Annotated in this window: 19 protein-coding genes; 15 read left to right on the forward strand and 4 right to left on the reverse strand. The window is 35.9% G+C overall.

From position 1 onward, the window contains the following. Positions 1–5 precede the first annotated feature (5 nt). From H8S51_RS06835 to H8S51_RS06845, 3 genes are read left to right on the forward strand one after another with little or no spacing between them, the layout of a single operon-like run. Positions 6–1,256 (forward strand): DUF6070 family protein, encoded by a 1,251-nt coding sequence (locus H8S51_RS06835; RefSeq protein WP_186900554.1) that lies wholly within the window; start codon positions 6–8, stop codon positions 1,254–1,256. 41 nt (positions 1,257–1,297) lie between these two features. After that, positions 1,298–1,747, forward strand: a complete 450-nt coding sequence (locus H8S51_RS06840; protein ID WP_186900555.1) for a hypothetical protein — start codon at positions 1,298–1,300, stop codon at positions 1,745–1,747. Between the two features lie 16 nt (positions 1,748–1,763). After that, entirely contained in the window at positions 1,764–2,804 is a 1,041-nt protein-coding gene (locus H8S51_RS06845; RefSeq protein WP_186900556.1) for a WD40/YVTN/BNR-like repeat-containing protein, read from the forward strand. A gap of 93 nt (positions 2,805–2,897) precedes the next feature. Here H8S51_RS06845 and H8S51_RS06850 read toward each other — a convergent pair whose 3' ends face one another. After that, positions 2,898–4,697 (reverse strand): BlaR1 family beta-lactam sensor/signal transducer, encoded by a 1,800-nt coding sequence (locus H8S51_RS06850; RefSeq protein WP_186900557.1) that lies wholly within the window; start codon positions 4,695–4,697, stop codon positions 2,898–2,900. Position 4,698: 1 nt separating this feature from the next. Then, entirely contained in the window at positions 4,699–5,085 is a 387-nt protein-coding gene (locus H8S51_RS06855) for a BlaI/MecI/CopY family transcriptional regulator (RefSeq protein ID WP_186900558.1), read from the reverse strand. Between the two features lie 150 nt (positions 5,086–5,235). Between H8S51_RS06855 and H8S51_RS06860 the strand changes: the two genes are divergently transcribed. Further along, positions 5,236–5,667, forward strand: a complete 432-nt coding sequence (locus H8S51_RS06860; RefSeq protein WP_002593578.1) for a winged helix-turn-helix domain-containing protein — start codon at positions 5,236–5,238, stop codon at positions 5,665–5,667. Between the two features lie 20 nt (positions 5,668–5,687). Here the strand turns inward: H8S51_RS06860 and H8S51_RS06865 are convergent, their stop codons facing one another. Continuing rightward, positions 5,688–5,945 carry a helix-turn-helix domain-containing protein gene (locus H8S51_RS06865; protein ID WP_186900559.1) on the reverse strand — a complete coding sequence of 86 codons (258 nt, stop codon included), beginning with the start codon at positions 5,943–5,945 and terminating at the stop codon, positions 5,688–5,690. A 170-nt stretch (positions 5,946–6,115) separates the two neighbouring features. Between H8S51_RS06865 and H8S51_RS06870 the strand changes: the two genes are divergently transcribed. Further along, positions 6,116–6,451: a hypothetical protein gene (locus H8S51_RS06870; protein ID WP_186900560.1), complete on the forward strand. Its 336-nt coding sequence runs from the start codon at positions 6,116–6,118 to the stop codon at positions 6,449–6,451. Between the two features lie 212 nt (positions 6,452–6,663). Here the strand turns inward: H8S51_RS06870 and H8S51_RS06875 are convergent, their stop codons facing one another. After that, a complete protein-coding gene (locus H8S51_RS06875) occupies positions 6,664–6,897 on the reverse strand; it encodes a helix-turn-helix transcriptional regulator (RefSeq protein ID WP_330361019.1) in 234 nt (77 codons plus the stop codon). Between the two features lie 526 nt (positions 6,898–7,423). On the opposite strand from H8S51_RS06875, the gene H8S51_RS06880 reads away from it, so the two are divergent. The 10 genes from H8S51_RS06880 (at position 7,424) to H8S51_RS06925 (ending at position 15,121) form a co-directional block, all read left to right on the forward strand. Then, the gene (locus H8S51_RS06880) at positions 7,424–7,864 is read left to right on the forward strand and encodes a sigma-70 family RNA polymerase sigma factor (RefSeq protein WP_186867622.1); all 441 of its coding nucleotides are present in this window, start codon (positions 7,424–7,426) and stop codon (positions 7,862–7,864) included. After that, positions 7,848–8,096, forward strand: a complete 249-nt coding sequence (locus tag H8S51_RS06885) for a helix-turn-helix domain-containing protein (RefSeq protein WP_117831456.1) — start codon at positions 7,848–7,850, stop codon at positions 8,094–8,096. Before H8S51_RS06880 ends, H8S51_RS06885 begins: the two co-directional genes overlap by 17 nt. 478 nt (positions 8,097–8,574) lie before the next feature. Further along, the gene (locus H8S51_RS06890; protein ID WP_118489410.1) at positions 8,575–8,772 is read left to right on the forward strand and encodes an excisionase; all 198 of its coding nucleotides are present in this window, start codon (positions 8,575–8,577) and stop codon (positions 8,770–8,772) included. A 107-nt stretch (positions 8,773–8,879) separates the two neighbouring features. Continuing rightward, positions 8,880–10,094, forward strand: a complete 1,215-nt coding sequence (locus H8S51_RS06895; protein WP_186900561.1) for a site-specific integrase — start codon at positions 8,880–8,882, stop codon at positions 10,092–10,094. Positions 10,095–10,948: 854 nt separating this feature from the next. After that, the gene (locus H8S51_RS06900; protein WP_118213253.1) at positions 10,949–11,155 is read left to right on the forward strand and encodes a helix-turn-helix domain-containing protein; all 207 of its coding nucleotides are present in this window, start codon (positions 10,949–10,951) and stop codon (positions 11,153–11,155) included. A 44-nt stretch (positions 11,156–11,199) separates the two neighbouring features. Continuing rightward, the gene (locus H8S51_RS06905; protein ID WP_186900562.1) at positions 11,200–11,814 is read left to right on the forward strand and encodes an ApaLI family restriction endonuclease; all 615 of its coding nucleotides are present in this window, start codon (positions 11,200–11,202) and stop codon (positions 11,812–11,814) included. Positions 11,815–11,818: 4 nt separating this feature from the next. Further along, positions 11,819–13,042, forward strand: coding sequence for a DNA-methyltransferase (locus H8S51_RS06910; protein WP_186900563.1), 1,224 nt, complete (start codon positions 11,819–11,821; stop codon positions 13,040–13,042). Between the two features lie 44 nt (positions 13,043–13,086). Further along, a complete protein-coding gene (locus tag H8S51_RS06915; protein WP_186900564.1) occupies positions 13,087–13,515 on the forward strand; it encodes a RipA family octameric membrane protein in 429 nt (142 codons plus the stop codon). Between the two features lie 16 nt (positions 13,516–13,531). Next, on the forward strand, positions 13,532–13,924 hold the full coding sequence (locus H8S51_RS06920; RefSeq protein ID WP_186900565.1) for a TIR domain-containing protein: 393 nt from the start codon (positions 13,532–13,534) through the stop codon (positions 13,922–13,924). 531 nt (positions 13,925–14,455) lie between these two features. Next, positions 14,456–15,121: a hypothetical protein gene (locus H8S51_RS06925; protein WP_186900566.1), complete on the forward strand. Its 666-nt coding sequence runs from the start codon at positions 14,456–14,458 to the stop codon at positions 15,119–15,121. The last annotated feature ends 39 nt before the right edge of the window (positions 15,122–15,160 follow it).

Here is a 15,160-nt window from a genome sequence, read left to right on the forward strand (position 1 = left end):
TATTTATGAAAAAGCGTATTTGGTTCATTGTGCTGATCAGTTGTTTATTATGTGGATGTATAAGACGAGGTAGGACATTGGACAGTCAGTTGATGGATAGTAGAGAGGTTGATTTTTCGGAAGAAAATGAGAACAACAAAGAAGATATTACAGAACAGTGGGAAAAAGGTTATGACCTTCCAATAAATGAGACAGAAAGAAAAGAAGCAGAGGATGAGTGTAAAAAGGTTTTAGTGCTTATTTCTGATATTTATATTCTGGCAGATAAAGGGGATGCAGTCAATCCAGTTCTGGATGATAAGACAATCTATAAAATGCAGGATCGCATAAAAGAAAAAGGATATCCGGTTACAACGATGAAAGCATATGCAGCAATGGAAAATTATAAAAGAGTTGAAGCTTTTCTTAAAAACTGTCAGGACGAGAAGGAAGGTTCGGTAGTGCTTTATGAGTTACATTCGGACGGAGGCATTGGCAGAGATAAATTTATTTTTGATGGAAAAGATATGTATTTAATAAGTGCATGTGCTACATGGAACAGCAATGATACCTACGGAATGTCCTATATATCTTATGCAAGGATAAAAGAGTGGAAGTATACAGAGAAAGGATGGTTTGGGTATGAGTTATGTGTTCCAGAACCACCGGAAGTTACCGAGATTGTTGATGGAAGTTGTTTGGTAAGAATAAAACCAATGACTAAGGAACAAAGGGAAATGTCAGAAAAATGTGTACAAGGTCTGGGGTATCAGGGAAATAATCTTTTATGCTCGAATTGGGATACTGACCATATGGAAAAACTGGATTATAATGGAATGTATGAATATCTGTTTGCCATGAAATATCACAAGGCGTTTGATGCCGAGGATTATCCAAATGGAATACCAAAAGAAGAATTTGAGAGTTTGATCATGGAATATCTTCCAGTAACAGCAGAGCAAATACGGGAGTATGCAGAATTTGATGAGAAAAACCAGACATATTATTGGGCACGACTTGGGTGTCTCAATTATGCGCCTACTTTCTTTGGAACGTCTCTGCCGGAGCTTGTCAATATCAAAGAAAATGAGGATGGGACAATCTCATTAACAGTTGAAGCGGTTTGTGATATGGTCATTTGTGATGATGCGGTTATAACCCATGAACTTATAGTAAAGTTTGCTGATGATGGTAGCTTTCAATATTTGGGAAATGAAATCCTTAATAATGGAATTGAGGAGATACCTGCCTATCAATACCGTATTTGTAAAGGGTAATGTAGTAAGGAGCATAGATACAAAATAAGGAAGGAAAAAACATGAGGAAAAAAATAATAATTATTATAGTTGTGATGTTGATACTTTTAGGATGCACAATGCTTATCGTTAAGAATAACGACAATGAGAAAGGAGAAATGCTTTCGATTCCTGTAAATAACAATGAATTGCTTGTTTGTTCAGAAGAAGGGTATAATTCCATAAAGGTTTATAGGCAGGAGAATCAGATAGTTGTATATGCGGAATCAGAATCAGCTTTTTTTGAAGGGACGCAATTTTCAGTAGGAATTTCAGGAGAAATAACACCAGAGAATGTGGAAATCATTTGGATGACAATTGGTGGTAGTACAGAACAGGTAGAAGATAATGACCGTATCATTGCTGAGGTAAAAATAACTGACAATGGCGAGTTAATATGCGATACAAAGATTAATTTTGCAAAAAAGGCATTTGAAGCAGTTGAGGATGTGTTGAAGCAGACAGCTCAATAAAAGGGGTCTTATAATTATGAAAAATTTTTTGAAAATTATGCTATGTATCATAGGTTCAATTCTTGTAGGGGTTATAGTTTTTGTATTTTTTATCTCGTATACGGCAAATTACAAGAAGACAACTTGCGATACATCTGTTTCGCCAGATGGAAAACACGAATTAGTACTTCAAGCAATTGGAGAACCAAAATTCCCATTTGGTTCGGCAAGTGGAAGATTAGTTCTTATGGAAGAAAAAGATAAGATAGCTCAAGCCGATTTTGAATTGCGAAATGATGGTGGAAGTATCACAAGTAATTGTTGGATAGTTACATGGTATGAGAACTATGTAAAAGTGATTCTATCAGGAGAAGAACAATTTGATGAGCAGATTATTTTGAATTTTGATGGTACGGTAGATATGAAACAGTTGCCTGATACAGAAGTTGCAGAGCAAGAAAATGATACATCTGTTGAATATACCACGAAGCCTGATAGCATTGATCTGGGAGAATCAAATCAAAAAAATATTACAGAGCAGGTAGATAAAGCGAAAAAAGCAGAAAGCTGGACAATGGATGAAAGTAATGGAACCATGTATTTCTTTTTGGATGAACAGAATGGATGGCGTTTAGTGGTAGTAGATGCGGCTGCTGGAAGTAGATTTTACGTTATGGAACGGACTGCTGATGGCGGTGATACTTGGGAGCGAATTAACGAAGATCCTTTTGATAATCAAGCAGGCGTTGCTGAAGGGGTGATGTTTTTGGATGATAATTTTGGAATTGCAGGACTTGCAGGTGCATCTCAGTCTCATTCTACACTATATATTACAAAAGATGGAGGAAGATCATTTGGTGAGATAAAATTGCCAATGAGTACGGTTACTGAATTACCAGAATCTGCAAAAGAATATGGATTTACAGTAGAGGATTATGATTATTTAAATATGCCTCAAATAGGTGCTACAACATTGATAATAATGGTTACAACAGATAAAGGGGATAACGATGGAATTGTATTTGAATCAGAAGATGGTGGAGGCACATGGAAATATAGAGGGGTAACTCAAAATTAGTAGTATTATTATAAATTGGGTAAAGGTTCAGTGGTATTGGCCTTTACCCAATTTTTTCCATGATAATAGAAAGTTAGCTGTACAGGAGATACTTTATTGTGTCCAGATATTCATGTCAGATAATATAGACATGGTTATTTCAGCAGCATTACTTCCGGTAGCGTTGTTATCGGCTCCAATATTAGTAGCAAAGAAGTATGTATTATTTACGATTTCGATATAGCCGATAAACCAGCCATTCACATCTTGTCCACCTACACGTCCGGTTCCTGTTTTTCCGTAGAATTTTCCAGTATTGGAAGAGGAAAGGCAGATGGAGTCTTTTACAGCATTGATATTTTCAGAAGAAAAACCTAAGCTATTGTTTTGCAGTTTCATCAAAAGTTCAACTTGCTCCACTGGGGAAATCTTTAAGGAGGATTCCAGCCAATAAGTGGAGAGATCGCCACTCACATTTTCATTTCCATATCCGATTTGCTGAATATAGTTGTAAATGTTAGTGGATGCAAGTTGTTCGTCTATTGATTGGAAATACCAGTTAACAGAGGATGTCATCGCAGACTGTAAGGTCTGATCAGCGTTCCATGCTTCAAACGGATAGTTTTCTCCATTCCATGCAATAAAGGAATCTTCTGGTGTAATGACACCTTCTTCCAATCCAAATAAAGCATCATATATCTTGTAAGTGGAATCCGGCGCAACTCGTAGCGTAGCATGTTCTATATCATGTATGCTCCAGACATCATTTCTAAGATCGTATAAAACAAAGCTTCCTTCGTATTTTCCAAAGTATTTAGAAAAATCTACATATGAAATATTTTCTGAGTAAGATTTCCATTGGTAGCGACTTTCGTCCGCTGCATATGTAGAAATAAAAGGTGTAAGTCCCATTATTAGAACTGTGGTCAGTATAAAAGCAGTCATGCCTTTTAATTTCTTGCAAAACGTTGGTTTCTCATAAGAGGCAATGTTGATAATGCGCCGCTTCATTTGTTTCATGTTTCCGCTAAGGTTGGCGGCAAAAGGAAAAGGAGAAAAGGAGACCTTTTCTATAAAGTTGATCAGCGTATTTCCGTAATCCTCATAATCGTCCTCTTCAAGCATTTTTAGAACAGAAGTGTCACAGGCAACTTCTCTGTCATTACGCATTTCTCTTAGCGCAAACCAGACAAAGGGGTTAAACCAATAAAGCACTCCGGCAAAGTTCATAAGATAATTGGCAATGGCATCCTTATGTCTGTAGTGTTGCAGTTCATGCAATAGCATATATCTCATATCAGATTCATGATAATCTGAGATTAAATGAATTGGCAGATAAATACATGGCTTCAAAAATCCTACGATAATAGGTGATTTCAAAAAAGCGGTACTGTACACAGGAATATTCCTTGTTATTTTCATCTCATTCAAGCATTTGTTATACAGTCTGCGAACCTCTGGGTTCTGAAGGGGGAGCGCAGATCTCTTTATTGTGCGTAAACGAAGAGAAGATTTGATTACCAATATCATCATCGCAAGCATTCCCACAATCCATATACCTAATAAAATGTATCCGGTAACGGATGGCGTGTCTTTATTTACAGAAAGGGCAAAGTCATTCATCCAATTTGTAGTACCAGATAAACCGGTATCCATAACATTATTTGCACCAACATCGGCATGAGAAGCGGAAGAGTTTCTTACGCTACTGAGCCATGAGAAAATTTGCGGAAAACTAATTAGACGGAAGGGGATAAAAGGCACTGCTAAAAGTCCGAGTAACAGCAACCATAGATTATACTGCATCCGGCTGGACAAGTTGTTTCTGAATACCCATTTGGCTATCAAAAGAATTCCAACGATACCGCTGATAAATACATTGCATAATAAAAAGCGTATCATGAAATTAGCCATGTTAATCGCCTCCTTTTTTGGAACTCTTGGAAAGAAGGGAGCGAAGTGTTTCAATTTCTGTTTCAGACAGTTTATCGTTTTCTATGTATGCAGATAGCATAGAGGTAATGTCACCATTATAGTAGCGATTCAAGAAAGAATTACTTTCTTGACTAATATATTCACACTCTTTTACTAACGGTGTGTAAACAAAAACACGACTTTGTTTTTCATAAGTGAGAACACCCTTGGTCACAAGACGCTTAATGAGCGTTTGGATAGTTTTGGGACTCCAGCTTGTTGTTTGTAGTAATTTTTCTGTTATTTCATTGGTGTTAATGGGGGCATATTTCCATACAATTTTCATAACTTCAAATTCTGCTTCCGAAATTTGTGGTAAATTCTTCATGTAAATCACTCCTTAAATCTTACGCCTGTAATAAAAATAGTATATTCTGTATTTGTTGAAATGTCAATTTTGGAAAAATAGTTGACTGCAAATCTTACTTATGTAATAATTGAATTATTACATAAGTAAGATTTGAGGAGGTGGAAAGTTATGGGGAAAATGTTGCTGTTGTCATTTGAAAATAGTGAAGATGATGTTATTAGCGAGATATTAAGCATATTAGAAAATAAGCAAATGAAAATATGTGAAAATAAGAACATAAAAAAATGCTTAGAATTTCAGGGATTAACAATAAATGCTGAAAGACGGTTGGCGGTAAAAGGAAACAAAGAAATAGAATTTACTTTTACGGAATTTGAAATTCTTTTACTGTTAGCGCAAAATGCTGGAATGGTATTTAGCAAGGAGAAAATATATAATATTGTTTGGAAAGAGCCATATTTTGGTGATTATAATATTGTCATGAGCCATATCCGCAACCTGCGTGGAAAAATAGAAGATAATCCAAGTAAACCGATTTACATACAGACTGTATGGGGAGTAGGGTATCGCTTCAATAAAAATTTAAGCAGTGGTCTGTAAGTTATAGTCCAGATCACTGCTTATTTTTCATTTTTAATACCCAAGAGATATTCACAAGATACATGAAAAAATTCTGCCAGAGCCACTACTTCATAATCCGGTACAAAGCGTGTCCCTTGTTCAATGCGTAATACAGTCAAATCACTAAATTCATATCCGGCAAGCTGGAGTTGTTCAGCTAATGCTTTTTGTGATATGTGCTTTTCGGTTCGTAATTCTTTTACACGTTGTCCAATAAGGTTTTTGGAATTTTTTTCTTTATTCCAGTAAATCTTCATTCAAATACCAACTTTCTAAAGATGAAGTGCTACATGATTGATTTTACGGAATAATGTTGATAATATACTTCTAAAGATGAAGTATAAGAAAATAAATTTATTTGATGTAATCTTGGGATTGATAATACTGACTGCAAAATGCAATACTTATATGGAAAGGTGGATACAAAATGAACGAAGTATTTGAAACAGTAGCAGAGGTATTGGAGGAACTTAGAAGCGAAGCAGAAGAACGAGAGTATTCTGTTCACACAAACGAATCGGAAAATGCAGATAAAGCATTGAAAAAGGCGAATCGGGAATATGAAACGGTGTTGGCTGAGCTTTCTGCAGAGCACAGAGAATTTTTCGAAAATTATATGGATATAGTGAATCACGCTCATTTTCAAGAAGAACAAAGAGCCTACTATCAGGGGATGGTAGATGTAATGCAGATATTTGACGGACTGGGGATTTTAAAGGAAAGAAACAAAGTGAAAGAAGTGCTTATGCATATCAAAAAATAGTTCAAACAGGGTGGATGGCTTACCAGGAAGCTGACCCCCCTGTTTTTCTTCAGAATAATTCAGAAATAATCCAGAAAAAATCGAAATCTTTCTGCTATTCTGTTTCATGGGTTTTATATGTACGAAGATAGGCTTCTACCAGTGCAAGAATAGTGGTGATCTGATCGTCCGTACATTCTGAAAGATAAACCAACAGTCTTTGGTAATCCAGATTATCGGTTGGAGCTGCCGGATAAAAAAAACGGATCGGCAGAGATATGTAAAGCACGAATGAGTTGTCCGAGTTTTTCAAGACTTGGAACATTGCCATGATTTTCAATCTCTTTGATATATCTTGATGAGACACCGGATTTTTCGGATAACTCATCATAAGTCAGCTTTTGGTCTAATCTGGCTTTCTTCAGGCGAAAACCCATGTCTTTATCAATTTTCTTAGATTTAGCCATATCATGCACCTCCGTATATAGTGTATAGTTCACGATTTGAAAAAGAAATGAACTAATAACGCACTAAAACAGAGGGATATAGTACACTTTAATGAAATAAGAAACTTTGGATATTGCATATAAAAAAACGCAATGTTCAAAGGTTTTTTCACATGCTTTTTTATCCTTTGAATGTGTTTGGGAGAGTTATGTATTCTGAACCGTTGAAAGGATATTTTTGTATTTGGAAAATACTGTACCGTTTAGTGCGTGAAAGGGCAGGTAAATAGGTCGCATTTTAAGTAATGCGGCAGATGCTACAGTTGAAAGTGCATTATACGCACTCGTAGAGTGTGGAGAAAATTTAATATCAGATATGAACAGCGTCCTGTGGGTGTGTGCCTGCGAGGACGTTTTTTGTATACAGAAAAATTTCTATAAAAATTTTTCAATCCACCCGAACATCTCCCCGGTTTCATTTGGGAGATACACCGGAAGGGAAAAAGGCAAGTGCCTTGTCATTCGGAACGGGAGGAGGTGAACTCGTATGGGGCAACCTTCTTCTAAGGATGAAATGACCGTCAGGCATCAGTTTGACCGTTTGTGCCAGATGGCATTAAAAGGCGAAGCTGTCAATTATTACAAGCACATGGACTATCGCAGAAAACACGAAGTCACATTCTCTGAACTGTCAGAAAAGGAGCTGAGCAAATTATTTACTATGGATGAGTACGGAACAGAAAATCATCATTTTGAAGTGCATGGCTATGATATTGAAGTAAAAAATACTTTGATTGCGGAAGCATTAAAAGAACTTACGGAAAGAAAAAGGAATGTTATTTTACTTTCCTATTTCATGGAGATGAGCGATGCAGATATTGCAAGAGAAATGAATCTGGTTCGCAGTACCATTCATGAACACAGAACACGCTCACTGGAAATTTTGAGAAAGATTATGGAAGGAATAGCAGATGAAAAAGATGTCTAAAACCAGAAACAAAGAAAATTTGTTGCCTTTCCATATTATAAAGGCAGCATCAGAGGGCGATGTGAGTGCAATCAATGCCGTGTTAAAACATTATGAAGGTTACATAATCAAATTGTCCACAAGAAAGCTGTATGACGAAAGTGGACAGGTACATTACTGCATTGATGAAACTCTGCGTCGCAGATTAGAAACAAAGCTGATCACAAAGATATTGGCTTTTGAAGTTGCATAACAGGCGGTTAGCATTGTCCCTTTCCATTCGCTGATTGCTGCGTATGCAGCGTGTACCTTGACAACTGAATATTGATTTGCATACAGGACGTGAGGATATGTGGAGCCACTAGGTAGGTTCGCAAAGATGTACCTGCTCTTTTTAGGGTGAACGTGAAGAAATGTTGAAACATTACATTGAAGCAAAGGTATGGAGCGAGAAAAATCTGACAAAATGTGTGGCAGTAACACAGGGCGATGAAGCATATCTGTAATAATGATACTTCCGGATTGTAAAGAAATTTGCAGTCCGGTCAATTTGAATGACGGTGCAAGACCGATGTGGGCAGAGTAATGACCTGCCACCTGTATTGCTTTTTTATCTGCCTATGAGAGCCTGCAATGGGGTGTGGGTTGTCATTGGCAGATAAAGTGCTGCCTATTTTAAAAATTTGGAGGTGTTCATAATAAATAATATAGAAGAAAGAGTAAAGGGCAAGATGGTTCCAATCTGGGAGAAGTATATGCTGACGGTTGACGAAGCAGTTCAATATTTTGGAATTGGTGAAAAGAAGATAAGGATGCTGATTTCTGAAAATACTGATACTGATTATTGTTTTACGGTGCAGGTTGGGAATAAATCGTTGATTAATCGGCATAAATTTGAAGAATTTCTTAATCAAACCACTTCCTTGTAGAAATGAAAAATACAAAACTTTATCGCTTTAAAGTGGTAAATGCCGCCCTGGTATGATATAATATGGTTGTCGTGCTAGGGCTTCTTCGTAGAAAGGAGCAAAGACGTTTGAGTGAAAGAAATCGCAATCAGAAAAGACGTGATAAAAAAGGACGTATTTTACGAAACGGAGAAAGCCAGCGAGCGGATGGAAGATATGCATTTGTTTATACAGACTGCTTTGGAAAACAGAAATTTCTTTACAGTTGGAAGTTGGAATCGACAGATCCTCTTCCGGTAGGAAGAAGACCTTGTCAGTCACTTAGAGAAAAGGAAAAAGTCATATTAAGGGATATAAATGATGGTATTACTCCTTATGGTGATAATTTGACAGTTCTTGAGTTGGTAAAAAAGTATATTGCTCAGAAGACTGGGGTTCGCCATAATACAGCTGCGAATTATAATTTTGTTATCAACATTATTAAGAAAGAGGAATTTGGAGCATTAAGGATTGATAAGGTAAAACTATCAGATGCAAAAGCATGGTTGATTAAGCTTCAGGCAGATGGTAGGGGATACAGCACCATTCATTCAGTTCGTGGAGTGGTAAGACCTGCTTTTCAAATGGCTGTAGATGATGATTTGATTCGTAAAAATCCGTTCGAGTTTCAACTATGTACAGTAGTTGTAAACGATAGTGTAACAAGAGAAGCCATAACCAGAAAACAAGAAAGAAAGTTCTTGGAATTTATTAAGAATGATGAGCATTATAAACGATACTATGATGGTATGTTTATCCTCTTTAAAACCGGACTTCGTATTTCAGAGTTCTGCGGATTGACACTTTCCGATATTGATTTTGAAGAAAAGCAAATCAGTGTAAATCATCAGCTTCAAAGAACCAGAGATATGAAGTATGTTATTGAAGATACCAAAACGTCAAGTGGAACTAGAATCATTCCTATGACTGAGGAAGTGTATGAATGTTTTAAGCGTATTGTTGAAAATCGTAAAAAGCCCAAGAAAGAACCTGTGATTGATGGATATAAGGGATTTCTGTTTTTAGATAAGAAGGATATGCCGGAAGTTGCTTTACATTGGGAAAAGCATTTTGAGTGGGCATTGGCTAAGCATAATCGAATCTATAAAGAGCAGTTACCAAAAATCACGCCGCATGTTTGCAGGCATACCTACTGCAGCAATATGGCAAAAAGCGGGATGAATCCTAAAACGTTTCAGTATCTTATGGGACATTCAGACATTGGGGTAACATTGAATACATATACGCATCTGGGAGCAGAGGATGCCAAGGAAGAACTTGGCAAATATGCTAAGATGGCTTAAAAGATTAAGAAAATTGATACAACTAAAAGATAACCTAAGTGGAAAAAGTCTTTAGTAAAATGAGAAAATTAAGCTGTTTTACTAAGATTTTTACTAAATTTGGATGACAAGATATATGAATTTATGCCATGATATGCGACGAAAACGAAGAAAACAATCTATCACAGCAAATCGTAGAAAGTGGTGTAAAATCAAGGAAAATCAGTATTTTCAAGGAGTTTTTAAGGCATGATAAAAATATTATTTGTTTGCCACGGCACTCCAGTTTTATGATAATGCATACCTTCGCAGACTGGGGCAGAGTACGGCATAATATGGCGGAAAGTATTGGAATTACTACGGTTTAGACTACTAAGGCTCATGGCTGGAAGTGGGATAAAGGCAAAGGTGTTGGGAGGATTCCTTAGTAGTAAGGAACTACTTGCAGGCAATGTAGTAGATTTTTTATTGATGGAAATGCGGAAAATTTATAAAAAGTATTGCATGTTTATTGAGGGTTGGATATACTAAATGCAACAGAGTTGCCCAGTGTTTTTTGACCATGGGGACCAAGTTGAGACTTGTGCTCAGCTTTTTTACTTTCTTACATTGAGTAGAGATTGTATGGATATAACATTGGCTTTCACTGAATACTTTGAAAAGTTAATGGTTTATGCAAAGACAATTGGTAAAAAAATCTAGTGATAATGAATTCAATGTAAATAAAATATAAATGTTAAAAGCCACAATTATTGGTATGATGTTTGCCAATATTGTGGCTTTTCTTGTTTTAACTCTTTTACAAGCGATGTTACTCATAGTCCGTAGACTTATAAGTAACATTGTGAGAAAATTTTAAAAGGAGGACAAGATGTATGATAACCGATAAAGTTGGAAATCGAATTAAGGAACTTCGTAAGATAGAAGGCATTAGTCAAGAAAAATTGGCATTTAAAGCAGAGTTGGATAGGACATATGTTGCGGGAGTTGAAAGTGGTAAAAGAAATCTTTCTATAAAAAGTTTGGAAAAGATTTTGAATGCACTAGATATTTCTTTTGAAGAATTTTTTGAAAACATGTAATGTTGACTATAAGTAACAATGATATTATAATTAAGGAGGCTACTATGGATGGCAGAGATGAAAGATTAATAGAGATTATTTTAAGATATAGAGAAGAGTTACAAAGAAAAATTAGGGAAAGAAAAGTTGAAATGGAATCGGATAATAACGAGCATTATATGTTATATAATGCACTAGGTTTTACTAGTGCAGAAGGATACCAAATTGATTTTCAACAAAATGTTGGTAGGTTTTTATATAAATATGCTGGCTCATTGATAGAGGAACTTGCAATAAAGTGTTTTAAATTGGCACATCCAGAGGTACAAGAGAAAGTTAAGTTGCCTAATACAATTGATCAAAGTCCTAAAACAGTTGAAATTGACTGTTTGATTGGAAATAGAGCTATTGAGTTGAAATGGAAAGATGCTACTACAGATGGAGACCATATAAAAAAAGAACACAAACGTGTTCGAATTATTCGTGAGGCTGGATATGTTCCCATTAGAATAATGTTTTTTGAACCTAATCGTGAGCAAGCTATTCGTATACAGGCAAGATTAAAAGACTTGTATAATGATTTGGGTGGTGAGTATTATTCTGGAGAAGAAGCTTGGGAGTATTTAAAAAATGATACAGGAATAGATTTAAAATCAATATTAGAAAGAAATGGAAAGTGATTAAATGGAATTTAATAACGCATATTGCGGAGACTGCTATGAATTGTTAGGACATATAGAATCGGAAACAATAGATGCAATCTATATGGATCCGCCTTTTTTTACACAAGAAACACAGACTTTATCTAATAAAGATGGTGTTGAGTATTCATTTGTGGATTCATGGAAAAACATGAATGAATATATTGAATATATTAAGGTGCGTCTGCAAGAATGTAAAAGAGTGTTGAAAAAAACAGGAAGTATATTTGTTCACTGTGACAGAAATGCATCGCATTATTTGAAAATAGTGTTAGATGAAATCTTTGGCGTTGCCAATTTTCAAAGTGAAATTATATGGTCATATAAAAGGTGGTCAAATTCTAAAAAGGGATTGTTGAATAATCATCAGAGCATTTTCTTTTATAGTAAAACTAAAGATTTTAAGTTTAACACAATGTATACGGATTATTCGGAAACAACAAATGTTGATCAGATTTTGCAAGACCGTATAAGAGACGAGAAAGGAAAATCAAAGTACAAGGTTGATGAGAAGGGGCATGCTGTAATGGGAAAGGCTAAGAAAGGTGTGCCGTTATCTGATGTATGGGAGATTCCGTATTTAAACCCAAAGGCAAAAGAAAGAGTGGGTTATCCAACACAAAAGCCAATTATTCTTCTGGAACAGATCATAAAGTTGGTTACTGATGAAAATGATGTAGTATTAGATCCTTTTATGGGATCAGGTACAACCTTAGTTGCAAGCAAATTATTGAATAGACAATATTTAGGTTTTGATATTAAAAATAATGCAGTTGACCTTACGTTCGAAAGATTGGAGAATATAATAAAAACGGATTCCTTCTTGCTTCAAAAAGGGAAAAAAGCATATCAGAATTTAGATGAAGAATGTATGACAATTATAAAAAGTATTGAAGCTGTGCCTGTACAGAGAAATAGTGGAATTGATGGTTTTTTAAAGGAACATATTGATGAAGGAACGGTAGCGATACGTATTCAGCGCCAAAATGAGACTTTATCAGAAACGGTTGGTAAATTGTTAAAAGCAACTAAAAAGAAAAAATGTTCATATATGGTTGTAATAAGAACACATTGTGATTACATAGATGTGTTTGATTATAATGATGTACCGAATAATTTATTAATTATTGATCGCTATGATTTGCAAATAAAGAAATTATCAGAGAAAATAAATCAAAATAGATGCAGAAAAACGGCTGTGTGTTAAAAGTTAAAAGTGCTATAGCTGACATATTCTAAGGTGGTGATATATTGAAAGATACAGAAATTGAATTAATATTGTCACAGTGGCAAACTTGTGTTGAAATGGCGAATTCCGTAAGTCAGCGTAGGGATGCCATGAATAACATATTTATAACCCTAAATTTAGCTATTGTGACGGCAGTTTCAGTTACGTGGGATTTGAAGACGCTTCTTATACTTGTAGCGGGAATTTCTACTTGTGTTATATGGCTACTCTTTATCAGAAACTATAAGGTTTTGAATACTGAAAAATTCAAAGTTATTAATGATATTGAAGATAAACTCCCAGTAAAACCATTCAATGAAGAGTGGAAAGGACTGACTGCAAACAAAAAGTATATGGATGGTACAAATCTTGAGAAGGCTTTACCATATGCTTTTATTGTTATATATGCTGTTGCGATGGTATTGATACTTGTATTAAAAATAAAAAAATAGGAAGGATGATGATTTTATGACTTACAATTTATTTATCAGCCACTCATGGGCTTACTCGGATGCGTATGAAAAACTTGTAAATATGCTAAATGCAAAACCATATTTTGATTATAAAAATTACTCGGTGCCTAAGAATGCCCCTATACATAATGCACCTTATGCATATCAACTTAAAGAAGCTATTAGAAAGCAAATGCAACCTGCGAGTTGCGTATTAATTATGGCCGGCGTATATTCTACATATAGCAAATGGATTAATATTGAAATTGAGCTTGCAAAAAGCATGAATAAGAAGATTATTGCTATTGAACCGTGGGGAGCAGAAAGAACGTCAAAAACTGTAAAAGATGCGGCTGATGTGATTGTTGGCTGGAATACTGATTCTATTGTTAATGCTATAAGGGGATAGAGGTAAGAAAAGCTTCATTGCAAAATCGGAATGATCTTCTTAAGAGATATACACGCCTGAAAAGTAGTGTGAAAAATAAAGTAAAAGGTAGATGCTGCAAAGTGGTGAATTTTGTTTTTGGATGAGAAGAATTGGCAGAGTTTCTAAAAGTCTTGCTATGATAAGTAGATCTGGAATGAAGAGAGAAATCTCAAGTACCATTTCTAACGTCTGAGGCAGGGGTATCCAAATCTCTACACCCTTTCTGCCTGAAGACCGATGGTCCCCTTCGTGCGAATTTTCGCAGAATTAAACAGGGGGGATACCCATAGAATCCATATTATATGAAAATTCCCATAGAATACCGCTTCTTTAGCCGATTTTGTTTTGCCGGATAGTACCGAAATACGCAGAAAAAACGTGTAAAAAACAGCATAAAAAGCACAGTTTTTTTGTGTACATTTTGGCAGAAATATAATTCGAATTGTCTTGCTATTCTGCGCCGTCAGAGTGATATATGTACTACCGAAAAAAGAAAGGCAGGTACATATTATGAGAAACGAAATCAGATTTACACTGGAATCAAAGCAAAGACCAAAATTGGCGCAGGAGATTGGCAAAATACTCGGAACAGCATCGCATTATGAGCGGGTGCCAAGCTGTGCATACGATATTGCAGGATATAGGCTGGACAAAGAGGGCGTGCTGCACATCCCAGAGGGAGCAGAATCGAAAATGGTGGAATACTTAATTCGGCAATTACGAGAGAATGGCTTTCAAGACGATGCGGAAGTAATCGAAGATGTTGCAGTGCAGCAGGATAAGCTGACAATAGCAGTTCCGAGAGAAATCTATACGGATACGGCATTGGAAAATTTACAGAAGATCATAGCAAATAAGCAGATACTTTTTCAACGTGCATTTCGGACGGACAGCACAGAAATTGGCATTACAAAGGAAAAAATAAATTTCACATGGTTTCCATACACAACGGATGTCGATGAGATCGCAGCCTATACGCAATTTATCTCAAGACTGTGTGATATGGCAAGAGATGCAAAAAGGGTATCATCAAAGCCGACCGAAACAGACAATGACAAGTACGCTTTCCGATGTTTCCTGCTCAGGCTTGGATTTATTGGGAAAGAATATAAGACAGCAAGGAAGATTTTGCTTAGAAATCTGACTGGAAATTCAGCATTTCGTTATGAGAAATAAGGATAAAATCACACTGGGGTGTCGGTGCGGACCAATGCC

The sequence above is a fragment of the Roseburia rectibacter genome (genome assembly GCF_014287515.2).
GTDB lineage: Bacteria > Bacillota > Clostridia > Lachnospirales > Lachnospiraceae > Roseburia > Roseburia rectibacter.

What these genes read in the sequence shown, in the direction of transcription:
- H8S51_RS06890 (WP_118489410.1), top strand. Translation starts at nt 8,575, where the DNA reads ATGGTTCCAATCTGGGAGAAGTATATGCTGACGGTTGACGAAGCAGTT.
- H8S51_RS06865 (WP_186900559.1), bottom strand. Translation starts at nt 5,945, where the DNA reads ATGAAGATTTACTGGAATAAAGAAAAAAATTCCAAAAACCTTATTGGA.
- H8S51_RS06860 (WP_002593578.1), top strand. Translation starts at nt 5,236, where the DNA reads ATGGGGAAAATGTTGCTGTTGTCATTTGAAAATAGTGAAGATGATGTT.
- H8S51_RS06835 (WP_186900554.1), top strand. Translation starts at nt 6, where the DNA reads ATGAAAAAGCGTATTTGGTTCATTGTGCTGATCAGTTGTTTATTATGT.
- H8S51_RS06875 (WP_330361019.1), bottom strand. Translation starts at nt 6,897, where the DNA reads ATGGCTAAATCTAAGAAAATTGATAAAGACATGGGTTTTCGCCTGAAG.
- H8S51_RS06910 (WP_186900563.1), top strand. Translation starts at nt 11,819, where the DNA reads ATGGAATTTAATAACGCATATTGCGGAGACTGCTATGAATTGTTAGGA.
- H8S51_RS06920 (WP_186900565.1), top strand. Translation starts at nt 13,532, where the DNA reads ATGACTTACAATTTATTTATCAGCCACTCATGGGCTTACTCGGATGCG.
- H8S51_RS06855 (WP_186900558.1), bottom strand. Translation starts at nt 5,085, where the DNA reads ATGAAGAATTTACCACAAATTTCGGAAGCAGAATTTGAAGTTATGAAA.
- H8S51_RS06905 (WP_186900562.1), top strand. Translation starts at nt 11,200, where the DNA reads ATGGATGGCAGAGATGAAAGATTAATAGAGATTATTTTAAGATATAGA.
- H8S51_RS06840 (WP_186900555.1), top strand. Translation starts at nt 1,298, where the DNA reads ATGAGGAAAAAAATAATAATTATTATAGTTGTGATGTTGATACTTTTA.
- H8S51_RS06845 (WP_186900556.1), top strand. Translation starts at nt 1,764, where the DNA reads ATGAAAAATTTTTTGAAAATTATGCTATGTATCATAGGTTCAATTCTT.
- H8S51_RS06885 (WP_117831456.1), top strand. Translation starts at nt 7,848, where the DNA reads ATGAAAAAGATGTCTAAAACCAGAAACAAAGAAAATTTGTTGCCTTTC.
- H8S51_RS06880 (WP_186867622.1), top strand. Translation starts at nt 7,424, where the DNA reads ATGGGGCAACCTTCTTCTAAGGATGAAATGACCGTCAGGCATCAGTTT.
- H8S51_RS06850 (WP_186900557.1), bottom strand. Translation starts at nt 4,697, where the DNA reads ATGGCTAATTTCATGATACGCTTTTTATTATGCAATGTATTTATCAGC.
- H8S51_RS06900 (WP_118213253.1), top strand. Translation starts at nt 10,949, where the DNA reads ATGATAACCGATAAAGTTGGAAATCGAATTAAGGAACTTCGTAAGATA.
- H8S51_RS06870 (WP_186900560.1), top strand. Translation starts at nt 6,116, where the DNA reads ATGAACGAAGTATTTGAAACAGTAGCAGAGGTATTGGAGGAACTTAGA.
- H8S51_RS06925 (WP_186900566.1), top strand. Translation starts at nt 14,456, where the DNA reads ATGAGAAACGAAATCAGATTTACACTGGAATCAAAGCAAAGACCAAAA.